20 protein-coding genes are annotated in these 21285 nt (G+C 75.1%); 13 read left to right on the forward strand and 7 right to left on the reverse strand.

The window, feature by feature from the left end; all coding sequences use genetic code 11:
• Positions 1–95: 95 nt before the first annotated feature.
• Positions 96–788 (reverse strand): response regulator transcription factor, encoded by a 693-nt coding sequence (locus BIV57_RS21165; protein ID WP_071658462.1) that lies wholly within the window; start codon positions 786–788, stop codon positions 96–98.
• Between the two features lie 344 nt (positions 789–1132).
• A complete protein-coding gene (locus tag BIV57_RS21170; RefSeq protein WP_079170553.1) occupies positions 1133–1810 on the reverse strand; it encodes a DUF3000 domain-containing protein in 678 nt (225 codons plus the stop codon).
• Between the two features lie 89 nt (positions 1811–1899).
• On the opposite strand from BIV57_RS21170, the gene hemE reads away from it, so the two are divergent.
• The 6 genes from hemE to BIV57_RS21200 all read left to right on the forward strand — a co-directional run bounded on the left by hemE (position 1900) and on the right by BIV57_RS21200 (position 9862).
• On the forward strand, positions 1900–2970 hold the full coding sequence (gene hemE, locus BIV57_RS21175) for a uroporphyrinogen decarboxylase (protein WP_071658463.1): 1071 nt from the start codon (positions 1900–1902) through the stop codon (positions 2968–2970).
• A 41-nt stretch (positions 2971–3011) separates the two neighbouring features.
• Complete coding sequence (gene hemG, locus BIV57_RS21180; RefSeq protein ID WP_175548819.1) at positions 3012–4463, forward strand: protoporphyrinogen oxidase; 1452 nt, start codon at positions 3012–3014, stop codon at positions 4461–4463.
• Between the two features lie 13 nt (positions 4464–4476).
• Positions 4477–5196, forward strand: coding sequence for a hydrogen peroxide-dependent heme synthase (gene hemQ, locus BIV57_RS21185; protein ID WP_071658464.1), 720 nt, complete (start codon positions 4477–4479; stop codon positions 5194–5196).
• Positions 5197–5423: 227 nt separating this feature from the next.
• The gene (locus BIV57_RS21190) at positions 5424–6563 is read left to right on the forward strand and encodes an EfeM/EfeO family lipoprotein (RefSeq protein WP_071658465.1); all 1140 of its coding nucleotides are present in this window, start codon (positions 5424–5426) and stop codon (positions 6561–6563) included.
• A 103-nt stretch (positions 6564–6666) separates the two neighbouring features.
• Complete coding sequence (efeB, locus tag BIV57_RS21195; RefSeq protein ID WP_071658466.1) at positions 6667–7881, forward strand: iron uptake transporter deferrochelatase/peroxidase subunit; 1215 nt, start codon at positions 6667–6669, stop codon at positions 7879–7881.
• A 109-nt stretch (positions 7882–7990) separates the two neighbouring features.
• The gene (locus BIV57_RS21200) at positions 7991–9862 is read left to right on the forward strand and encodes a phospholipase C (RefSeq protein WP_071658467.1); all 1872 of its coding nucleotides are present in this window, start codon (positions 7991–7993) and stop codon (positions 9860–9862) included.
• Between the two features lie 221 nt (positions 9863–10083).
• Here BIV57_RS21200 and BIV57_RS21205 read toward each other — a convergent pair whose 3' ends face one another.
• Genes BIV57_RS21205 through BIV57_RS21215 form a run of 3 tightly spaced genes read right to left on the reverse strand, consistent with a single transcriptional unit; the run spans position 10084 to position 13009 of the window.
• Positions 10084–11019 carry a TIGR04222 domain-containing membrane protein gene (locus tag BIV57_RS21205; protein ID WP_071658468.1) on the reverse strand — a complete coding sequence of 312 codons (936 nt, stop codon included), beginning with the start codon at positions 11017–11019 and terminating at the stop codon, positions 10084–10086.
• A 20-nt stretch (positions 11020–11039) separates the two neighbouring features.
• Positions 11040–11687: a TIGR04222 domain-containing membrane protein gene (locus BIV57_RS21210; protein WP_336447090.1), complete on the reverse strand. Its 648-nt coding sequence runs from the start codon at positions 11685–11687 to the stop codon at positions 11040–11042.
• On the reverse strand, positions 11657–13009 hold the full coding sequence (locus tag BIV57_RS21215) for an MbnB/TglH/ChrH family RiPP precursor modification enzyme (protein ID WP_071658470.1): 1353 nt from the start codon (positions 13007–13009) through the stop codon (positions 11657–11659). Before BIV57_RS21215 ends, BIV57_RS21210 begins: the two co-directional genes overlap by 31 nt.
• Positions 13010–13129: 120 nt before the next feature.
• On the opposite strand from BIV57_RS21215, the gene BIV57_RS24335 reads away from it, so the two are divergent.
• Positions 13130–13744, forward strand: a complete 615-nt coding sequence (locus BIV57_RS24335; protein WP_107409654.1) for a winged helix-turn-helix domain-containing protein — start codon at positions 13130–13132, stop codon at positions 13742–13744.
• Entirely contained in the window at positions 13741–15045 is a 1305-nt protein-coding gene (locus tag BIV57_RS24340; RefSeq protein ID WP_071658471.1) for an MFS transporter, read from the forward strand. The genes BIV57_RS24335 and BIV57_RS24340 overlap by 4 nt, the downstream gene beginning before the upstream one ends.
• Before the next feature lie 33 nt (positions 15046–15078).
• On the opposite strand, the gene BIV57_RS21230 is transcribed toward BIV57_RS24340, so the two are convergent.
• Positions 15079–15468 carry a tetratricopeptide repeat protein gene (locus BIV57_RS21230; RefSeq protein ID WP_071658472.1) on the reverse strand — a complete coding sequence of 130 codons (390 nt, stop codon included), beginning with the start codon at positions 15466–15468 and terminating at the stop codon, positions 15079–15081.
• Between the two features lie 145 nt (positions 15469–15613).
• Here BIV57_RS21230 and BIV57_RS21235 point away from each other — a divergent pair, with 145 nt between their 5' ends.
• The gene (locus tag BIV57_RS21235) at positions 15614–16609 is read left to right on the forward strand and encodes a pirin family protein (protein WP_071658473.1); all 996 of its coding nucleotides are present in this window, start codon (positions 15614–15616) and stop codon (positions 16607–16609) included.
• Positions 16610–16629: 20 nt separating this feature from the next.
• On the opposite strand, the gene zapE is transcribed toward BIV57_RS21235, so the two are convergent.
• Positions 16630–17613: a cell division protein ZapE gene (gene zapE / locus BIV57_RS21240; RefSeq protein WP_079170556.1), complete on the reverse strand. Its 984-nt coding sequence runs from the start codon at positions 17611–17613 to the stop codon at positions 16630–16632.
• A gap of 173 nt (positions 17614–17786) precedes the next feature.
• Here zapE and BIV57_RS21245 point away from each other — a divergent pair, with 173 nt between their 5' ends.
• From BIV57_RS21245 to msrB, 4 genes are all read left to right on the forward strand, one after another.
• Positions 17787–18578 (forward strand): dihydrofolate reductase family protein, encoded by a 792-nt coding sequence (locus BIV57_RS21245; protein ID WP_071658475.1) that lies wholly within the window; start codon positions 17787–17789, stop codon positions 18576–18578.
• Between the two features lie 54 nt (positions 18579–18632).
• The gene (locus tag BIV57_RS21250; protein WP_071658476.1) at positions 18633–19151 is read left to right on the forward strand and encodes a hypothetical protein; all 519 of its coding nucleotides are present in this window, start codon (positions 18633–18635) and stop codon (positions 19149–19151) included.
• Between the two features lie 142 nt (positions 19152–19293).
• Positions 19294–20715, forward strand: a complete 1422-nt coding sequence (gene murC, locus BIV57_RS21255; RefSeq protein WP_071658477.1) for a UDP-N-acetylmuramate--L-alanine ligase — start codon at positions 19294–19296, stop codon at positions 20713–20715.
• Between the two features lie 48 nt (positions 20716–20763).
• A complete protein-coding gene (gene msrB / locus BIV57_RS21260) occupies positions 20764–21177 on the forward strand; it encodes a peptide-methionine (R)-S-oxide reductase MsrB (protein ID WP_071658478.1) in 414 nt (137 codons plus the stop codon).
• Positions 21178–21285 lie beyond the last annotated feature (108 nt).

A 21285-nucleotide genomic window follows, 5' to 3' on the forward strand; every position in this document is an offset into this window, starting at 1 on the left:
GTCCACCTGACCGGATGCCTGTGTCGACGGGCCGCGCCGCGGGCGGCGCGACCGGCCTAGCGAAACGTTCCTCCGCGGCGCGATCAGCGGGGCGGTCAGTGGATGATGCCGGTGCGCAGCGCCACCGCGACCATCCCGGCCCGGTCGCCGGTGCCCAGCTTGCGGGCGATGCGCGCCAGGTGGGACTTGACGGTGAGCGCCGAGAGGCCCATCGAGACGCCGATGGCCTTGTTGGACTGGCCCTCCGCCACCAGCCGCAGCACCTCGACCTCCCGCCCGGACAGCTCGCGGTAGCCCTCCGGCGGCGGCTGCATCCCGGTGGAGCCGACCGCGCCCGGGTTGGTTCCGGGGCGGCGGGCCCGCGCGGTGAGCGGGTTGATCGGCTGCCCGCCGACGCGGTGCTGGCCGGGCCGGGAGAGCGACGAGCGCACCCCCGTGACCACGTAGCCCTTGACGCCGCCGGCGAGCGCCGTGCGCACCGCGCTGACGTCGTCGGCCGCGGAGAGCGCCAGGCCGTTGGGCCAGCCCGCGGCGCGCGTCTCGGCGAGCAGGGTCAGCCCGGAGCCGTCGGGCAGGTGCACATCGGCCACGCACAGGTCGCGCGGGGCGGCGACGCGGGGACGGGCCTCGGTGATGGAGGACGCCTCGATGACATCGCGGACGCCGAGCGCCCACAGGTGCCTGGTGACGGAGCCGCGGACGCGCGGGTCGGCGACGACGACCATCGCGGTGGGCTTGGTGGGCCGGTAGGGAAGCGAGTTTGCGGACTGTTCGAGAAGGACCGACACCAGGCGCCTCCTGGGGATGGCGATCGCGACCGATGGGGCATTCGGGGCGATCGTGATGGAAAGAGACACTCTCAGCTTCGGCAGCATCACTTCCCGCCTTTAGGGGAAGTGGGCGATTTGTTTGGGAAATATTCGGCCAGATGGGGGCATCTTAGGCATAACATCGCATTCAAGCGAGCGCAGACCGGCATGAAACGGCGTCCAACGGGCGCCGTGCGATCCCAAACGATCGTGCGGGGCAGCCGAACTGACGGCCGGTCATCCCGCGCAACAACGATTTCCGGCCAATCCGCGCCGGGCGCGGCGTCCCAACCGCCGGGTCGGACGCCCCCGCAGAGCCGCCGTCAGCGCCCGCGCCCGGGACGGGGCATCGCGATGACCCCCTCCTGGACGGGCGGCAGGCCCGCCGCCGCGCAGAGCAGCTCGCCCCAGGCCGCCAGGTGGCAGCCCAGCTCGGGGACGCCCTCCGGGGCCTGCGGCGCCGCCAGCGGCGTCCACGAGGCGCGGATCTCGATCCGGGTGCTCGGATCCCGGCCCGCCAGGCCGCCGAAGAAGTGCGAGGAGCTGCGCGAGACCGTCCCGCTCGGCTCCGCGTAGGCGCAGCCGCGCGCCGCCAGCGCCTCCGACAGCCACGACCAGCCGACGTCCGGCAGCAGCGGGTCCGAGGCGAGCTCCGGCTCCAGGTCGGCCTGGACCAGCACCACCACCCGGTACTCGCCGCGCCAGGCGTCCTGGCCGTCCGGGTCGTGGAGCAGGATCAGCCGGCCGTCGGCCGTCCCGATCCCGGGCCCGCCGTCGTCGCCGCGCTCGTCGCCGTCGCCGTCCTCGGCCGCTCCGACCTCGCCGGACACCGCGAAGGAGAACGGCGCCAGCCGCCGCGGCGCCCGGATCACCTCCGCCGCGACCTCGGGGCGCAGCGCGCCCGCGCGCAGCGACTCCACCGCGCGCCGGAACGCCGCCGGCGCCGCCGGCCCCTCCGCCGGGCCGCCCATCTCGCCGAAGCTCCCGCTGACCGCTGCCATGACGGAATGTTAGGTCCCGCGGGGCCGTCCCCCGTCCGGCGACACGCTGTCGGGATGAGCACACCCCCGGCCGTGCGAGGATCGAAGGCGTGAGTGACCACAGCGCCACGGTCCGGAACGGCGTGCCCGCCGCCCTCGCGGACTCCGATTTCCTGCGGGCCTGCCGGGGCGAGCCGGTGCGGCGCACCCCTGTCTGGTTCATGCGCCAGGCCGGGCGCTCGCTGCCCGAGTACCGCGAGGCCCGGCGCGGCGTCCCGATGCTGGAGTCGTGTTTCCGGCCGGATCTGGCCACCGAGATCACCCTGCAGCCGGTGCGCCGGCACGGCGTGGACGCGGCCGTCTTCTTCAGCGACATCGTGGTGCCGCTCAAGGCCCTCGGCATCGAGCTGGACATCAAGCCGGGCGTCGGCCCGGTCATCGAGAAGCCGGTGCGGACCCGGGCCGACCTGGACCGGCTGGTCCCGCTCGACCCCGGGATGGTCGCCCCGATCGCCGAGGCGGTCCGGCTGACGGTCGCCGAGCTGGGCGGCACCCCGCTGATCGGCTTCGCCGGGGCGCCGTTCACCCTCGCCAGCTACCTGGTCGAGGGCGGGCCGTCGCGCACCTACGAGAACACCAAGGCGATGATGTACGGCGCGCCCGAGCTGTGGCGCGAGCTGATGGAGCGGATCGCCGGCATCGCGGCGGTGTTCCTGAACGTGCAGATCGAGGCCGGCGCCTCGGCGGTGCAGCTCTTCGACTCCTGGGCGGGCGCGCTCTCCCCGCGCGACTACCGCGAGCTGGTGCTGCCCGCGTCGCGGTCGGTCTTCGAGGCGGTCGCCGCGACGGGCGTGCCGCGCATCCACTTCGGCGTCGGCACGGGCGAGCTGCTGCGGCTGATGTCCGAGGCGGGCGCGGACGTGGTCGGCGTCGACTGGCGGGTGCCGCTGGACGAGGCCTCGCGCCGGATCGGCGGCGGCAAGCCGCTGCAGGGCAACCTCGACTCGACGGTGCTGTTCGCCGGGGACGAGGTCGTGCGGGAGCACGCGCGGCGGGTGCTGGACGACGCGGCCGGGCTGCCGGGCCACATCTTCAACCTCGGGCACGGCGTGATGCCGAACACGGACCCGGAGGCGCTGACGCGGCTCGTCGCGTACGTGCACGAGCAGACGGAGAGGTAAGGGGTGTCCATGCGCCGCGGACCGGTCGGCGAGGGCGCGGCATGAGCGCGCGGGTGGTGGTCGTCGGCGGCGGGATCGCCGGGCTGGCGGCCGCCTGGGAGCTGGCCGGGCGCGGGGTCGCGGTCACCGTGCTGGAGGCGTCCGCGCGGGTCGGCGGGAAGCTGCGGGCCGGCGAGGTCGGCGGCGTCACCGTCGACCTGGGCGCCGAGGCGATGATCGCCCGGCGTCCGGAGGGCGTGCGGCTGGCCCGCGAGGTCGGCCTCGGCGACGCGCTGGAGCCGCCCGCCACCACCGGCTCCGCGATCTGGTCGCGCGGCGCGATGCGGCCGATGCCCAAGGGCCATCTGATGGGCGTCCCCGCCGACCCGGCGGCGCTCGCCGCCTCCGGGGTGCTCTCCGCGGCCGGCCTGGAGCGGATCGCGCTGGAGCCGCGGCTGCCCGCCGCCCCCCTCGACGGGGACGTCTCCGTCGGCCAGTTCGTCGCTGCCCGGCTCGGCCGCGAGGTCGTCGACCGGCTGGTGGAGCCGCTGCTCGGCGGCGTCTACGCCGGCAACGCCGACCGGATCTCGCTGCAGGCCGCGATCCCGCAGCTGTACGCGCTCGCCCGGCAGGGCGGCTCGCTGCTGGAGGCGGTCGGCAAGCACCTGGAGGCGGCCCGCGCCCAGCAGGCCGGGGCCGGCGGCGCCCCCGCCCCCGTCTTCACCGGCGTGCGGGGCGGGCTGGGCCGGCTGCCGCAGGCCGTCGCCGAGGCGCTCGCCGCGCGGGACGGCGCGGAGCTGCGCACCGGCATCGCCGTCACCCGGCTGCGCCGCGCCGCGGGCGGCCGGGGCTGGCTGCTGGACACCGAGGGCCCGGACGGCGCCCGCGAGCTGGCCGCGGACGCGGTGGTGCTCGCGGTGCCGGCGCCGGCCGCGGCCGTCCTGCTGGAGCGCCACGCGCCCGCGGCCGCCGCCGAGTTGGCGGCCGTGGAGTACGCCGACATGGCGCTGGTGACCATGGCCTTCCGCGGCCGGGCGATCGCGGAGGGGACGCTCAACGGCAGCGGGTTCCTGGTGCCGCCGGTGGAGGGCCGCACCATCAAGGCGTCCACCTTCTCGGCCAACAAGTGGGCCTGGGTGGGCGCCCAGGACCCGGGGACGGTGGTGCTGCGCGCCTCCGTCGGCCGGCACGGCGAGGAGCGCGACCTCGGCCGCGACGACGCCGAGCTGGTCGCGCTGGCCCGCGCCGATCTGCGGCGCGCGGTCGGCCTGGCCGCCGAGCCGGTGGACACCGCGGTGACCCGCTGGCACCGCGGCCTCCCGCAGTACCCGGTGGGGCAGCCCGAGTCGGCGGCGCGCATCCGCCGCGGGGTGGCCGCGCTGGGCGGGATCGAGGTGTGCGGGGCGGCGTACGACGGCGTCGGCGTGCCCGCCTGCATCGGGGGAGCGCGGGCCGCGGCGGGGCGGATCGCGGACGCTTTCGACAAGTCAGAGGTTCACGAGGGCCAGAGGTAGAGAGAGCAGAGACATGAGCGACGTTCAGGCCGGCAACAACCCCAAGGCCGCGCAGATCCGGGAGTGGAACGACACCATCCGGTACACCATGTGGTCGGTCTTCCGGCTGCGCGAGGTGCAGCCGGAGGAGCGCGGCGGCTGGGCCGAGGAGGTCGAGTCGGTCTTCGCGCAGGCGCGCGAGAAGGACGACGTGGTGGTGCGCGGCACCTACGACGTCTCCGCGCTGCGGGCGGACGCGGACGTCATGGTCTGGTGGCACGCCCCGACGGCGGACGCGCTGCAGGACGCCTACAACCGCTTCCGGCGGACGGCATTCGGGCGGGGCCTGGAGCCGGTCTGGTCGCAGACCGCGCTGCACCGGCCGGCGGAGTTCAACCGCAGCCACATCCCGGCCTTCCTCGCCGACGAGCAGCCGCGCGGGTATGTGTGCGTCTACCCGTTCGTCCGCTCCTACGAGTGGTACCTGCTGCCCGACCAGGAGCGGCGCGAGCTGCTCGCCGAGCACGGGAAGATGGCGCGGGACTACCCGGACGTGCGGGCGAACACCGTGGCGTCGTTCGCGCTGGGCGACTACGAGTGGATGCTGGCCTTCGAGGCGGACGAGCTGTACCGGATCGTCGACCTGATGCGGCACCTGCGGGGTTCGGAGACGCGGCGGCACGTCCGGCTCGAGGTGCCGTTCTACACGGGGAAGCGGAAGTCCGTGGCCGAGCTGGTGGACGGGCTCGCGTAGTCGGGCTCCGCGGTTCGCCGGGCCTTCGCCCGGCGCCCCTTCGCCCCGGGGCCCCGGCCGTCCTCGCGTTGCGGGACGCGGGGCGCCGGGGCGCCGGTGTTGACGGGGTGGTGAACAGGGGGCCAACACTCCGGCCGGGTGCCGGAATTGGGGCGTTTTGCGTGCTGAGGGTTGCCTAACATCGGGGCGTCCCCCCGTCACTCCCCACGACCCCCGGGAGTCCCCTCGTGCGTCCCACCGCCAGGTGGTGTGCGGCCGTCGCCGCGACCGCGGCCGCGGCCCTCGCCGCCGGCTGCTCCCCGGACCGGACGCCGGCCGCGAGCGCCGGCACCAGCGTCACCGTGAACCCGGTGGGCTGCGGCCGCGGTTGGGCGAAGCCGCACGCCGGCGCGCAGACCTTCCGGCTGCGCAACACCGACACCAACTCCGCCGAGGCCTATCTGATGGACGCGCAGGGCCGCGTCCACGCCGAGGTGGAGGGCATCGGCCCCGGCACCACCCGGCCGATGCGCGTCACCCTCGGCGCCGGCAGCTACCACTTCCGCTGCCTCCCCGACGACGGCTCCGCCGTCAACGGCCCGGTGGTGAAGGTCTCCGGCGGCGGCACGGGCGGGCCGGCGGCGCTGCCGGTCACCGAGCACGACCTGATCCCGCCGACGATCGCCTACCAGAAGTGGATCGGCGCCCGCACCGGCGACCTGGTCACCAAGACCGCGGCGCTCAAGGCCGACATCGACGGCGGCGACCTCGCCGCCGCGAAGCGGGACTGGCTCGCCGGCCATCTGCTCTACGAGCGGATGGGCGCGGCGTACGGCACCTTCGGGGACGCCGACGCGAAGATCAACGGCACCGCCGCGGGCCTCAAGGGCGGCGCCCGCGACCCCGGCTTCACCGGCTTCCACCGGATCGAGGCGGGGCTGTGGGGCGGCGCACCGGCCGGCTCCCTGCGGGCGCCCGCGGCGCGGCTCGCCTCCGACGCGGCGGCGCTGCGCAAGGGTTGGGCGCAGGCCCGGATGGACCCGCTCGACCTGGGGCTGCGCGCCCACGAGATCGTCGAGAACACCGTCCAGTTCGAGCTGACCGGGCGGACGGACTACGGCAGCCACTCCAACCTGGCGACGGCGGAGGCGAATCTGCAGGGCACCAGGGTGGCGCTGGATTTCCTCAAGCCGGTGCTGGCGGACCGCGATCCGGGGCTGGCGGCGACGTACACCCGGCTGGCGGCGACGGAGCGGCTGCTGCACGGGCGCGCGGACGTCGACGCGCTGACGCAGCCGCAGCGGGAGCGCGTCGACGCGGCGTTCGGGGATCTGGTGGAGCGCCTGGCGGACGTCGCCGCGCTCTGCGATCCGCGGCGGACGGTGTGAGCGCGGTGCGGCGCCTCGCCGCCGGTCAGGTCGCGGTCGGGATGTGGTCGTTCGAGCAGTTCGCCGCGCCCCTCGCGGGGCGCGCGGGTACGAGGAGGAGAGCATGAGCCGCCTGGGTCGACGTGGGTTTCTGCTGGGAGCCGCGGCCACCGCGGCCGTGGCCGCGCCGGTGCAGGCCGCCGAGGCGGCCGGCGCCCCGGCCGCGGTGCCGTTCCACGGTGCGCACCAGGCGGGCATCACCACACCCGCGCCGAAGGCGACCGCGCTGGTCGCGTTCGACGTCACCGCCGGGTCGCGCGCCGAACTCGGCGAGCTGCTGCGGACGCTGACGGAGCGGACCCGCTTCCTCACCGCCGGCGGCGCCCCCGCCGAGCTGGGCATCACCGCGCCGCCCGCGGACTCCGGCGTGCTCGGCCCCGCCGTCCCCGCCGACCGGCTCACCGCCACCCTCGGCGTCGGCTCGTCCCTCTTCGACGACCGCTTCGGCCTCGCCCGGGCGAAGCCCGCCCGGCTCCGGCCGATGACCACCTTCCCCAACGACGACCTGCGCGCCGAGTGGTGCCACGGCGACCTGAGCCTCCAGCTCTGCGCCGACAACCGCGACACCGTGGTGCACGCGCTGCGCGACCTGGCCCGCCACACCCGGGGCGGCATGCAGGTGCGCTGGCGGATGGACGGCTTCGTCAGCCCGCCGCGCCCCTCCGGCACACCCCGCAACCTGCTCGGCTTCAAGGACGGCACGGCCAACCCGAGCACCTCCGACGACGCCCTGATGGACCGTCTGATCTGGGTGGCCGCGGGGCAGTCGAAGGAGCCCGCCTGGACCGCCGGCGGCAGCTACCAGGTGGTCCGGCTGATCCGGATGCTGGTGGAGTTCTGGGACCGCGTCAGCCTCACCGAGCAGGAGCGGATGTTCGGCCGCCGCCGCGACAACGGCGCCCCCCTGGACGGCAACCGGGAGTTCGACGCCCCCCGCTACGTCGACGACCCCAAGGGCGACGTCATACCCCTGGACAGCCACATGCGGCGCGCCAACCCGCGCACCGCCGCCACCGCGGACCAGCGGCTGCTGCGCCGCGCCTACAACTACGACCTCGGCACCGACTCCAACGGCAACCTCGACATGGGCCTGCTCTTCCTCTGCTACCAGCAGGACCTGGACCGGCAGTTCGAGACGGTGCAGCGCAGGCTGGCGGACGAGCCCCTCGTCGACTACGTCAGCCCCTTCGGGGGCGGGTACTTCTTCGCACTGCCCGGCGTCCGGGACGCCCGCGACTGGTACGGCCGCGGACTGCTCGGCGCGACCGGCGGCGCATGACACGCGTCGTCAGCTGTTCATGCGCACGTCACCGTGCGGCCGCCACCGCGAGCCGTGCCGGGTCGAACATCTGCCTGGCAACGCATCGGACACCCCAGGAGGATCAGCAATGGCCGGACAGGCCGGAACTGGCACCGCATCAGGCCGCGGTCGGCGCCTGCGCCGCACCGCAGCCCGCTGGGCCGCCCTCACCGGAGCGGTCGCGCTGGCCGCGGCGGCCGGCGGCACCACGCCCGCTCTCGCGTCTTCGCACCAGGGCCACGGGGGGTCCGACCGGACGACGACCCCCGTCAAGCACGTCGTCGTCCTCTTCGACGAGAACATCTCCTTCGACCACTACTTCGCCACCTACCCGAAGGCCGCCAACACCGACGGCACCGCCTTCACCGCGGCGAAGCACACGCCGAGGACGAACAACCTGGTCAGCAACAACCTGCTGGCGAAGAACCCCAACCAGTACCTGCCCAAGCGGCTCTCCTCCTCGCAGGCGATGACCTGCGACCAGAACCACTCCTACACCCCCGAGCAGTACGCGGCGAACGGCGGCAAGGCCGACCAGTACGTCCAGAACACCGACTCGGGCAAGTGCTCCGGCGACCTGTTCGGCGAGCCCGGCCTGGTCATGGACTACTACGACGGCAACACCGTCACCGGGCTGTGGAACTACGCGCAGCACTACACGCTCAACGACAACTCCTTCAGCTCGTCGTTCGGCCCGTCCACGCCCGGCGCGCTCAACCTGGTCTCCGGCCAGACGCACGGCGCGGTCTCGATGACGTCCACCTCGACGACCGACCCGACGCAGACCTCGACGCCGGACTCGTTCATCAAGACGCCGAACGCCAAGGGCGTCGGCACGCTCAGCGGCGACGTCGACCCGGTCTACGACGACTGCTCCAACAGCGACCACTCCAGCAAGTCCGACCTGCTGGGGATGACCGGCAAGAACGTCGGCGACCTGCTCAACCAGAAGCAGGTCAGCTGGGGCTGGTTCCAGGGCGGCTTCCGGCCCAGCACCGCCTGGGACGGCTCCTCCTCGGCCTACGCCAAGTGCGACACCACGCACACCAACGTCGGCGGCGCGGCCGTGAAGGACTACAGCCCGCACCACAACCCGTTCGCCTACTACAAGTCGACGGCCAACCCGCACCACGTGGCGCCGAAGAGCGTCGCGGAGATCGGGCACAGCGGCCGGGCGAACCACAACTACGACCTGACCGACTTCGACTCGGCGCTGAAGTCCGGCAACATGCCGGCCGTCAGCTTCCTGAAGGCGGGGGAGTACCAGGACGGGCACGCGGGCTACTCCGACCCGACGGACGAGCAGCACTTCCTGGTCAAGTACATCAACGAGATCGAGAAGTCGAAGTACTGGAAGGACACCGCGATCGTCGTCGCCTACGACGACTCCGACGGCTGGTACGACCACGTCGTCTCGCCGGTGACGAACGGCTCCAAGGACTCCGCGACGGACTCCGGATCGGGCAAGACGACCGACAGCGCGATGTGCCAGTCCGGCCGTCCGGCGGCCGGCGGGTACGCGGACCGCTGCGGCCCGGGGACCCGGCAGCCGCTGCTGGTGATCTCGCCGTTCAGCAGGACCAACCACGTGGACCACACGGCGACCGAGCAGGCCTCGATCACCCGGTTCATCGAGGACAACTGGCGGACCGGGCGGATCGGTGACGCGTCGTTCGACCAGCGCGCGAACTCGCTCGACTCGATGCTGGACTTCCGCCGGCCCAGCGACGAGCAGGTGATCCTGAAGGACGACGGCTCGGTGGCGTCGGTGCACCACGGCCGCGGCTCGTGGCAGACGGTGGCGTCGAAGCCGACCCCGCTGGCCAACGTCCAGGACGCCGCGGCGGTCGCGCCCGGCGGCGCGTTCCCGGCCGCCCCGGTCGCGGGCGGCGTCGGCGGCGCGGTCGTCCTGGTGGGCGCCGGCTACGCCCTGGCCCGCCGCCGCAGGGCGCGCGCCTGACGCACCGGCTTCGCGCGGCGCGGGGTTCCGGCTTCGCGCGGCGCGGGGTTCCGGCTTCGCGCGGCGCGGGGTTCCGGCTTCGCGCGGCGCGGGGTTCGCCGCCCCGAACCCCGGCACCCCACCCGCCAGGTTCTGTCCGGCGCGGTGGGGGCCGGGGTTCGGCGTTCCGGGCGCTGGTACCTCATTCCGCCAGGTTCTGTCCGGCGCGGTGGGGGCCGGGTTCAGCCGTGGTGGCCGCCGCCTCCGCAGCTGTGGTGGCCGCCGCCTCCTCCTCCATGGTGGTGATGGGATGAGGAGGGCGAGCCGCAGGACGCGTAGCCCCCGGCGCCGCCGGCGCGCTGCGCGCGCCCGACGGGGCGCCCGGCCGGGGCGCGGTAGTCCTTGCCGAGCAGCGCCGCCGCGAGGGCCGCGTCCCAGTTGAGGCCCTCGTGGACGCCCAGCGCGGCGACGCGGAGCGTCCGCAGCCGGGCACGCTCCCTCTTCTCCGGGACCTCGGACGCGCCCGTCCACGGGGATCTCCGCAGCAGGGCGCCGACCGCGCCGCGGCCCTCCCGGGTGGGCCGTCCCGAGGCCCGCGCCAGCCGCACCGCCAGGAGGGCCGAGACGCACAGCAGCACCGCCCCGACGGCGAGCAGCGGCGTGCGCGGCGCGGACGCGGACGGGAGGACCGTCCCGAGCACCCCGCAGGCCACCAGCCCGGCGAGGCCCGCCGCGGCGAGCGCCGTCCAGCGGCGGTGCGCGGCGTCGGGGCGCTCGCCGTGGACGAGACCGCGGGCGGCCAGCGCCCCGCGCAGCGCGGCGACGGCCGGTCCCGCGGCGACCGCCTCCCGGACGCGGGCCACCGTGGCGCCGTCCCGCTTGCCGCTGGCCGCCGCGACGAGTTCCTCGTGGACCGCGGGAACGTCGTCCGCGTCGGCGTCGCCGTGCACGGTGACGCGGGACGCCCGGCTGACGCCGATCAGCCCCGCCTGCTGCATCCGCACCAGCGCGACCTCGGCGACCCGGGCGGGCCCGCCGGTCAGATAGGCGTACTCCTCGGCGGCGAGCTCCTCCGCCGAGGCCGGCCGGCGCGGCAGCCGCCCGGCCGCCCAGGCCGCCAGGACCGCCGCCGCACAACCGACTTCGCCGCCCGTCCAGGCAAGCGTGGTGGTGTCCATCCGTGGTTCTCCCCGTTCTGTCAGCCGTGGTGCGAGGCGCCGCCGCACTGCTGCTGGTCGTGTCCGAGATCGGCCGCATGGCTCAGCAGCAGCTCGTCCGCCCGCGACGCATGGCCCACCGTCCGCGCCGGCCGCGCGGCCCGCCGCGCCTGGCCGACCAGTCGCCGCGCCCTGTCCGCGCAGTCGCCGCCGAGCAGCACCGCGCGGAGCCGCGGATCCCAGGTGAGGCCCGTCCGCACGCCCAGCACGGCGACCTTGAGCACCCGCGGCCCGTCCTCCTCGGGGGAGGCCTCCCAGGGCGCCTGCCGCCGCAGCGCGCGGAGCTCCCGCCGTGACACGCCGCGGAGCGCGTCCACGGCGGGCCAGTCCGCGGCAGCCGCCCGCAGGGCGGCCAGCGAGACCGAGCGGCGTCCCCGGGCCTCCGCGGCCAACACGGCGTCCAGGGCGGGGGAGTCGGCGGCGACGGTGTCGTGGTGCACGGTCACCCGGGCGGTGCGGGTGACGGTGATCCGCCCGGCGAGGTGGAGCCGGACGACGGCGGTGTCGATGACGCGGGCGGGCCCGCCTGCCCGGTGGGCGAAGTGCTCGGCGGAGGTCTCCATGGGCTGCCGTCCCCCGTTCTGCCGGTGCTGACGCGTCAGCGGCGCCTTTCCGTGACACTCCGCCAGACGCGGCGGGCCCGGCGCAGGGTTCCGCGGCGGGGGGCATCGGTTTCACGGAGCCAGGCGGCGACCGCGCGGCGGCGGTCGTCGGGGAGCTTGGTGCCGCCCCCGGCGAGGGCGTGGCGGGCGAGGGCGAGGGCGTCCTCGCGGGCGGTGCCGGTGAGGGGGTGCTCGGCCGCGTAGGAGGCGAACGCGTCCGGGTAGCCGTCGTCGAGCGCCTCGGCGAGCCCCGGCGCGGACTTCGCGAGCACCTCGCGCCGCTTGTCGCCCAGCGCCTTGCGCTGGACGGCGAGGCGCTCCGCGTCGAACCCCTCGGGGGCCTCCGCCCCCGTGGTGAGCGACGCCAGCAGCGCCCCCTGCCGCTCGGCGAGGCGGTCGCGGCGGCCGGTGGTGATGCGGATGGTGGTGGTGATGTCCCGGGACGCGTCCGCCGCCGGCGGCTCCTCGGGGGCGGCCTCCGCCGCGCCGCCGCCCGCCGCCTCCGGATGGCGCGTCAGCACCTCGCGGACGGCGTCCAGTTCGGCCCCCAGCTCGCGCGGCGAGGGGAACTGCGCGTCCCGCTCCAGCAGCACCCCGTCCGGCGAGGTGCGCCGGCACAGCTCGTCGAGCACCTCCAGCACCGGCTCGGTCACCGGGTGCGCGTGGGTGTCGTGCCAGACGCCGTTGCGCTCCACGCCCCCGGCGATGTGCACATAGGCGAGCGCGTCCAGCGGCAGCGTGTCCAGCTCGCGCGCCGGGTCGACGCCCAGGTTGACGTGCGCGGTGTGCAGGTTGGCGACGTCGATCAGCAGCCGCACCCCGGTGCGCTCCACCAGTTCGGCGAGGAACTGGGCCTCCGTCAGCTCGTCGCCGGGCCAGGCGATCAGCGGGGCGATGTTCTCCAGCGCGAGCGGGACGGGCAGTTCGCGCTGCGCGGCCCGCACATTGCGGACCACCACCTCCAGGGCGTCCCGGGTGTGCGGCACCGGCAGCAGGTGCCCGGCCTCCAGCGTGCGGCCCTCGTGGTCGGCGCGGACGAACGCCAGGTGCTCGGTGACGAGCGGCGCGTCCAGCGCCTCGGCGGTGGCCGCGAGCGCGCTCAGCCGCCCCGGATCGGGCTCGTGCGCGCCGCCCAGCCCGAGCGAGACGCCGTGCGGGACCACCGGCACACCGCGGGCGCGCAAGGCCTGCACGGACTCCGGCAGGTGGTCGGGGCAGAGGTTCTCGGCGACCGCTTCGACCCAGTCGACGCGTTCGAGCCGCTCCACGGCCAGGTCGATCTCGGGCCGCCAGCCGATGCCGACGCCCAATCGGGTCTCCTGGTCGCGGGTTTGACGCTTTGTCTCCATGGGTTGCCTCTCCGTCTCCCGAGGCATCGTAGGGCACGGAGGTTTCGCCAAAGATCCTTCGCAAAACTCTCTTCGCAAAGATGTCTTTGCAAAAGCTTCTTTGCGGTCTACGGTGTTCCCATGACGAAGGACGAGGCAGGTCAGAACCGCGGCGCGGCCCGGCAGCGGCCGGAGACCCCGCGCGGCGAGGTCGCCCTGGACAGCCGGCGGCTGCGCGCGCTGGCCCACCCGGTGCGCGTCAAGCTGCTCGGGCGGCTGCGGCAGGGCGGCCCGTCCACCGCGACGCGGCTCGGCGAGGAGCTGGGCCTCGCCTCCGGCGCCACCAGCTACCACCTGCGGCAGCTCGCCGCGGCCGGGCTGGTGGCGGAGGACGAGGAGCGCGGCAACCGGCGCGACCGCTGGTGGCGGGCGACGCACGGCTCCACCCGCTTCGACAACCCCGACCTGTGGCGGGACGAGCCCGAGGCGGCCGGCCTCTACATGCAGTCGGTGGTCGGCCTGCTCGCCGACCGGATGCAGCGCTTCGTCGCCGGCGCGGAGACCCGCCCCCCGGAGTGGCTCAACGTCGGCGGCCTCAACGACACCATGCTGCGGCTGACCCCGCAGCGCGCCGAGCAGTTGACGCGTGCGATGGAGGCCCTGGTCGAGGGCTACCGCGCCGAGAGCGACGCCCCCGCCGACGACGCGGTGGACGTCTTCGTCCAGTTCCATGTGATGCCCGAGGCGGGGACGTGAGCGCGGCCGCCGCGCCCGCGGCGATACGCAGCCGCCGGCCGCTGGTGGGGGTGCTCGCCGGGCTGGCGCTGGCGCTCACCGGGACGCGCGTCTCGGCCATCGCCATCCCCTGGTTCGTGCTGGTGACGACCGGCAGCGCCACCCGGACCGGGCTGGTGACGCTCTGCGAGATGGCGCCGTACGTGCTGGTGAAGGCGCTCTCCGGGCCGGTGGTGGACCGGGTGGGGGCGCGGCCGGTCTCGGTGGCGACGGACGTGGCCAGCGCGCTGGGCGCCGCCGCGATCGTCGCGCTGCACGGCGCCGGGCTGCTCTCGACGGGCGTGCTGCTCGTCCTGGTGGCCGTGGTCGGCGGGGTGCGCGGGCCGGGCGACCTCGCCAAGGAGGTGATGATCCCGGCCGCCGCGGACGCGGCCGGGGTGCCGCTGGAGCGCGCCACCGGGATGCTCGGCGTCATCGAGCGGCTGGCCCAGACGGTCGGCCCGGCGGCGGCCGGCGGGCTGATCGCCGCGGCCGGCGCGATGGCCGGACTGATCGTCAACGCGGCGGCGTTCGCGCTGGGTTCGGTGGTGATCGCCCTGATGGCGCCGCGCTCGGCCGTCCCGCACGACCAGCAGGACGGCGCGGAGCCGGGCGGCTATCTGCGGGGGCTCGCGGACGGCTGGCGCTTTCTGCGCAACGACCGGCTGCTGATGGCGATCGCGCTGATGATCTGCTGCACCAACCTGATCGACCAGGGCAGGGCGGCCGTGCTGATGCCGGTGTGGGCGCGGGAGTCCGGCGGCGGGCCGGCGGCGCTCGGGGCGGTCGGCACGGTGTGGGGGATCGCCGCGGTCTGCGGCAGCCTGACGGCGACGGCGCTGGCGCACCGCATGCCGCGGCGGACCGTCTACCTGGTGAGCTTCGTGATCGCGGGGCCGCCGCTGTTCCTGGTGCTCGCCTCGGGGGCGCCGCTGTGGGCGGTGGCGTCGGTCGCCGCGGTCGGCGGCTGCGCGTCGGGGTTCATCAACCCGATCCTGTCGGCGGTGGAGTACGAGCGGATCCCGCGGCGGATGCTGGGCCGGGTGAACGCCCTCGTCAACTCGCTGGCCTGGGCCGGGATCCCGCTCGGCGGCCTCGCGGCGGGCGCCGCGGTGGCGGCGGTGGGCCTGGCCCCAGCCCTGGTGGCGGGCGGGGGCCTGTACTTCCTGGTGACGACGGGCGCCGGCCTGCGCCCCGAGTGGCGCGAGATGGACCGCGACCGCAAGCGCCCCGCCGGGGCGCGGAGCCCTGATGGCGAGCGGCTCGCCGCGGGGCGCGGGTGACCGAGCCTCAACCGTGAGCCGGCTGCGGACCGTTCACTCCGCGGCGTCCTCCGCAGGCGTCGTGCGCGGCGTGTGCCGCGCGGCCGCCGCCAGGTACTCCGGCTCGGGATGCATCGCCGCGGCGAGCCGCAGGTGCGGCGCGGCCTCCGCGTCCCGGCCCGCCCGCTCCAGCGTGCGGCCCAGCGCGTGGTGGGCGAAGTAGTCGGTCGGGTCCAGCTCGACGATCCGCCGGAACATCTCCTCCGCGGGACGGAACTGCGCGGAGTGGAAGTAGGCGCGGGCGGCGAGCTGCAGGACGGACAGGTTGTCGCGCTCCTCGTCGAGGGCCGGCTCGATCAGGATCAGCGCGCCCAGCGGGTCGCGGGCGTCCAGGAGATCCTGGGCCCAGCGGAAGTTCTCGACGGTCATGACCTCCATGGCCATGGGGCGGCTCCTTTCGCCGGTGTGCTCATCGTGGACATGCCCGTCAACAGGGCGGGGGAACCGGGCATTCCCGGGAATGATTGAGCTTTCAACCATGTTGTCGACGGCGAACCGCACCACCAGGAGAGAAGAGGAGGCGGACCCCGTGCCCGCGATCACCGTCGAGAACCTGCTGGTCCTGCCCCGCATCGCCGCCCCCGCGGCCGGTCCCGGCACCGACCGCCCCGTGCAGCGGGTGGTCACCGCGCAGCGCCACCTGGAGGGCGCGGGCTTCGAGGTCCGCCGCCCCTTTCCCGGCATCGGGATGTACCAGGCCGACCCGTTCCTGCTGCTCGACCACATGGGGCCGGTCCGCCACGAGCCGCACGAGGCGAAGGGCGCCCCCTGGCACCCGCACCGCGGCTTCGAGACCGTCACCTACATGCTCGACGGCGAGATGGTGCACCACGACTCCAACGGCGGGGGCGGGCGCATCTCCGACGGCGCGACGCAGTGGATGACGGCCGGCTCCGGCATCCTCCACGACGAGGTGCCCAGCGAGGAGATCGTCGCCAACGGCGGCTGGTTCCACGGCGTCCAGCTGTGGGTCAACCTGCCCCGCTCGCTGAAGTGGACCGCGCCGCGCTACCAGGAGATCGACGGCGGCGCGCTGCGGCTGCTCACCTCCGAGGACGGCGGCGCCCTGGTGCGCGTCATCGCCGGCGAGCTCGGCGGGCACGCCGGGCCGGGGTCGACGTACACGCCGATCACCTACGCGCACGCCTCCGTCGAGCCGGGCGCCCGGCTGCGGGTGCCGTGGCAGCCCGACTTCACCGCCATGGCGTACGTCCTGGAGGGCGCGGGCACGGCCGGCGCCGAGCGGCGTCCGGTGGAGGCCGGGCAGCTCGCCTTCTTCGGCCCCGGCGGCTCGGCGCTCACCGTCCAGGCCGCCCCCGAGGCGGAGCAGCGCGGCCGCGGCCGCACCGGGAAGCTGGAGGTGCTGCTGCTCGGAGGGCTCCCCATCAAGGAGCCGGTCGCCCGCTACGGCCCGTTTGTGATGAACACCCGTCAGGAGATCATCCAGGCCGCCGAGGACTTTGAGGCCGGCCGGATGGGCACCGTTCCCGCGGTGCACCTGGGCGACGGCGGCGGCGCCGCCTGAGCCGGGCGGCGCAAGCCGCCCTACGCCAGCGCCGCCCCGTCCCGGCCGAGGGAGACGAGGCGGCTGACGGCGCGCAGGTACTTCTTGCGGTAGCCGCCGGCCAGCATCTCCTCGGTGAACAGGCGGTCGAACGGCACGCCCGAGGCAATCACCGGCAGTTCGCGGTCGTACATCCGGTCGGCGAGCACCACCATCCGGAGCGCGGTCGCCTGGTCGGTGATCGTCTCCACCCCGCGCAGCCCGACGGCCGAGGTGTCCGCCAGCAGCGCGCCGTAGCGGCTGGGGTGGACGGCGGCGAGGTGGGCGAGGAGCACGGGGAAGTCGTCGAGGCTGGCGCCCGGGTGCGCGTCCGCGGTCTTGGCGACGGCCTCGTCCGCGAGCGGTGCGGGCGCGTCGGGCAGACCGCGGTGCCGGTAGTCCTGGCCGTCGATCCGCAGCGTGGTGAAGCGGGCGGCCAGCCCCTGTATCTCCCGCAGGAAGTCGGCGGCGGCGAAGCGGCCCTCGCCGAGCTTGTCGGGGAGGGTGTTGGAGGTCGCGGCGAGGTGGACGCCGGCCTCGGCGAGGCGGGTGAGGAGCGTCGAGACGAGCACGGTGTCGCCGGGGTCGTCGAGCTCGAACTCGTCGATGCACAGCAGCTTGCGCTGCGAGAGCTCGGCGACGGCCTGCTGGAAGCCGAGCGCGCCGACCAGGTTGGTCAGCTCCACGAAGGTGCCGAAGCTCTTCTGCGCGGCCGGCACGGGGACGGCGTGCCAGAGCGAGGCGAGCAGGTGCGTCTTGCCGACGCCGTAGCCGCCGTCGAGGTAGACGCCCTGGCCCGCGGCCGGGGCCTTGGGCCGGCCGCGGAAGAGGCGGCGCCGGCCGGCGGCGCCGGACGCGGTGGCCCCGCTGGTGACCGCCGCCGCGAAGGCGCGCAGGTGGGCGACCGCGGCGGACTGGGAGGGCTGGGTCGCATCGGGGATGTAGGTGTCGAACCGGACGTCGTTGAAGCGGGGCGGCGGGACCATCTCCGCGACGAGCTGCGCGGGCGTGACGGTGGGACGGCGTTCGGCGAGTGCGTGGGACACGCCAACAAGGTTACGGCCCGTCCGGCGCCGGGTTCGCCGCCGGTGGCCACGCCCGGGCGCAGGGCGCGGCGGCGGGCCCGGAGCACCGCGCGCCGCGTGGAAGACTGGCGGGCATGCGCCGCCTGTACCCCGTCACCAGCGAGAACGCTGACGACGAGCTGGACACCCTCCCCGGCCTCGCCGCCGCGTACCCCTACCCCGACGCCGCCACCGCGTGGGTGCGCGTCAGTATGGTGCAGACACTGGACGGCGCCGCCCACTTCGAGGGCCTCTCGCAGCCCATCTCCAGCAAGGCGGACATGCGCGTCTTCGGGGTGCTCCGGGCGCTCGCGGACGTCGTCGTCGCCGGCGCCGAGACCGTCCGCGGCGAGGGCTACCGCCCCGCCCGCGCCCGCCCGGCGTTCGCCGCGGCGCGGGCCGCCGCCGGGCAGGGGCCCGCCGCGGCGATCGCGGTCGTCAGTTCGCGTCTCGATCTGGATTTCGACGCACCCCTGTTCGCCGCGGCCGTCACGCCGACCCTGGTGCTGACCGGATCGGCGGCCCCGGAGAAGGCCCGGCGGCGCGCCGAGGACGCCGGCGGAGTGGTGATCACCGTCACGGAGAACGCCCGGCTGACGCCCGCGGAGATCACCGGCGCGCTCGCCGCCCGCGGGCTGAACCGGATTCAGCTGGAGGGCGGGCCGCGGCTGTTGGGCCAGTTCACGGCCGCGGACGCGGTGGACGAGATGTGCCTGACGCTGTCGCCGACGCTCACCGCGGGCGGCGCCGAGCGGATCGCGCACGGGCCGTCGGTGGACGCGCCGCACCGGATGCGGCTCGCCGGCCTGCTGGAGCAGGACGGGTTTCTCTTCTCCCGCTACCTGCGTGATCGGACCGGCTCCACGGCTCCCGCATCGAACGTCTGACCAGCACGGGGGATCCGTCGCGTGTGATCTTGTCCGCCGGGGCAGGATGAGCGTGTGCCGACGTCGATTCTGTTGATCGAGAGACCCCTGGACGACAAGGACGTGGAGACGGTCGCCGCGCTGCACCCGGGTGCACCGGCGGCCGCGACCCCCCACCGCGAGACCCCGGGTTCCGCGTCCCCGGATCCGTATGAGGAAACGGTTCTGCTGATCGTGCTGATGCAGCCCCCCGGGGCCCAGGTCCGGCTGCTGCGGCAGCTGGACGACTCGGTGGCCGGGGCGGTGGCGGACGCCGCCCCCGCCGGGGGCGCCGCCGCGCGCGGGCTCGCCGACACCCTGGACCGGCTGCGCGCCGCCGGCTGCCGCGCCGACGGGTGGGAGGTGGACGGCGCGGACCCGCTGGCCACGCTTCGCGCGGCGGTGCGCGACCACCGCGCCGAGGAGGTCCTGGTGATCACCGAGCCGGGGCTGGTCGCGAAGTTCTTCCACCACGACTGGGCCTCCCGGGCCCGCCGCCGGGTCGGCGTCCCGGCCCTCAGGCTGTACGCCCATGCCGACGCGGCGGCCGGCTGACCGCGCCGAACAACCATGCAGGATCGTTTCAGCAGTGCGGGCGGGGTCCCCGGACGCCCCGCCCCGTAGGGCAGAATCGTCCTCGTCCGCACGCCGAGGGACGACTGCCAGACCGCCGATCGCCGACCGCCGAGGAGCACAGATGCCCGACGCCGCCCCGAACCCCGCCGACGCCGACGTCCCGGAGGGGCTGGCCCGGCCGCACTTCATCGGCATCGGCGGGGCCGGCATGTCCGGCCTGGCCAAGATCCTGGTGCTGCGCGGCGCCCGGGTCTCCGGCAGCGACGCCAAGGAGTCCACCGCCGTGCTGGCGCTGCGTCAGCTGGGCGCGGACGTCGCGGTCGGCCACGACGCCGCCAACCTGCCGGCCGACGCCGACGGGCTGGTGCTCAGCAGCGCCATCCGCGAGGACAACCCCGAGCTGGTCGAGGCGCGCCGCCGCGGCCTGCCCGTCCGGCACCGCTCGGACGTGCTCGCCGCGCTGATGGGCGGGCGCCGCGGGCTCGCCGTCGCCGGCACCCACGGCAAGACGGGCACCACCAGCATGCTCGCCGTCGCCCTCACCGGGCTGGGCCTCGACCCGTCCTTCGCGATCGGCGGCGACCTCAACGAGCCGGGCAGCAACGGCCACCACGGCCAGGGCGAGATCTTCGTCGCCGAGGCGGACGAGTCCGACCGCAGCTTCCACAAGTACGCGCCCGAGGCGGCGATCGTCCTCAACGTGGAGCTGGACCACCACGCCAACTACGCCTCCCTGGAAGAGGTGTACGAGTCGTTCGAGAAGTTCGTCGACCGCATCGTCCCCGGCGGCACCCTGGTGGTCTCCGCGGACGACCCGGGCGCCCGGGAGCTGACCAGCCGGGTCCGCGGCCGCGCCGGCCTCCACGTGGTCACCTTCGGCAAGGCCGAGGACGCCGACGTCCGGCTGCTCTCGGTGGACGCGCACGGCATGGCCAGCGAGGTCTCCGCCGAGCTGGACGGGCAGCGGGTCGACTTCACGGTCGCCGTCCCCGGCCGGCACAACGCCTCCAACGCGACGGCCGCGCTCGCCGCGGCGGTGGCGCTGGGCCTGCCCGCCGAGCAGACCGCCAAGGCGCTGGGCTCCTACCAGGGGGCCCGGCGCCGGCTGCAGCCCAAGGGCACCGCGGCCGGCGTCCAGGTGATCGACTCCTATGCCCACCACCCCACCGAGATCGCCGCCGACATCGCGGCGATCCGCGACAACGCGGCCGGCGGGCGCGTCGTGGTGGTCTACCAGCCGCACCTGTTCAGCCGTACGCAGCAGCTGGGCGCGGAGATGGGGCGCGCCCTGGCGGCGGCCGACATCGCCGTGGTGCTGGACATCTACCCGGCCCGCGAGGACCCGGTCCCCGGCGTGACCAGCGCGATCGTCTCCGACGCGGCCCGCGCCGAGGGCGGCGCCGAGGTCGTCGAGGAGCACAGCATGGCCGCGGTGGCCGACCGGATCGCCGCGGTTGCCCGCCCGGGGGACCTGGTGCTCACCATGGGTGCGGGCGATGTGACCTTCCTCGGGCCGGAGATCCTGGCCGCGCTGGAGGCCTGAGGCCCGCCAGGCGGGATGAGCGGACCCGCTCGAAGCGTTGGGAGAGACATGAGCGACTACCGGGTGAACAAGACCGAGGGCGAGTGGCGCGAGGAGCTGAGCCCCGAGGAGTTCCATGTGCTCCGGGAGGCCGGCACCGAGCGGCCGTTCACCGGCGAGTACACGGACACCACGACGGAGGGCGTCTACGCCTGCCGGGCGTGCGGGGCGGAGCTGTTCCGCTCCGACCAGAAGTTCTCCTCGCACTGCGGATGGCCCAGCTTCTTCGACGCGCGCGACACGGAGGCCGTCGAGCTGATCGAGGACCGCTCGCTCGGGATGGTGCGGACCGAGGTGCGCTGCCGCAACTGCGGCTCGCACCTCGGCCACCTCTTCGAGGGCGAGGGCTATCCCACGCCCACCGATCAGCGGTACTGCATCAACTCCGTCTCGCTGACGCTGGAGCCGGCCGGCGGCGAGTGACCGCCGGCCCCGCTCACCCCGGGGGCCGCGGGTACTCGATGGCCGGGACCGGCTTGCAGGCCGGCTAGTTGCCGTTCCCCGAGGTGACGTCGTGCTTGGACGGCAGCT

It is taken from the genome of Mangrovactinospora gilvigrisea, assembly GCF_001879105.1.
GTDB lineage: Bacteria > Actinomycetota > Actinomycetes > Streptomycetales > Streptomycetaceae > Mangrovactinospora > Mangrovactinospora gilvigrisea.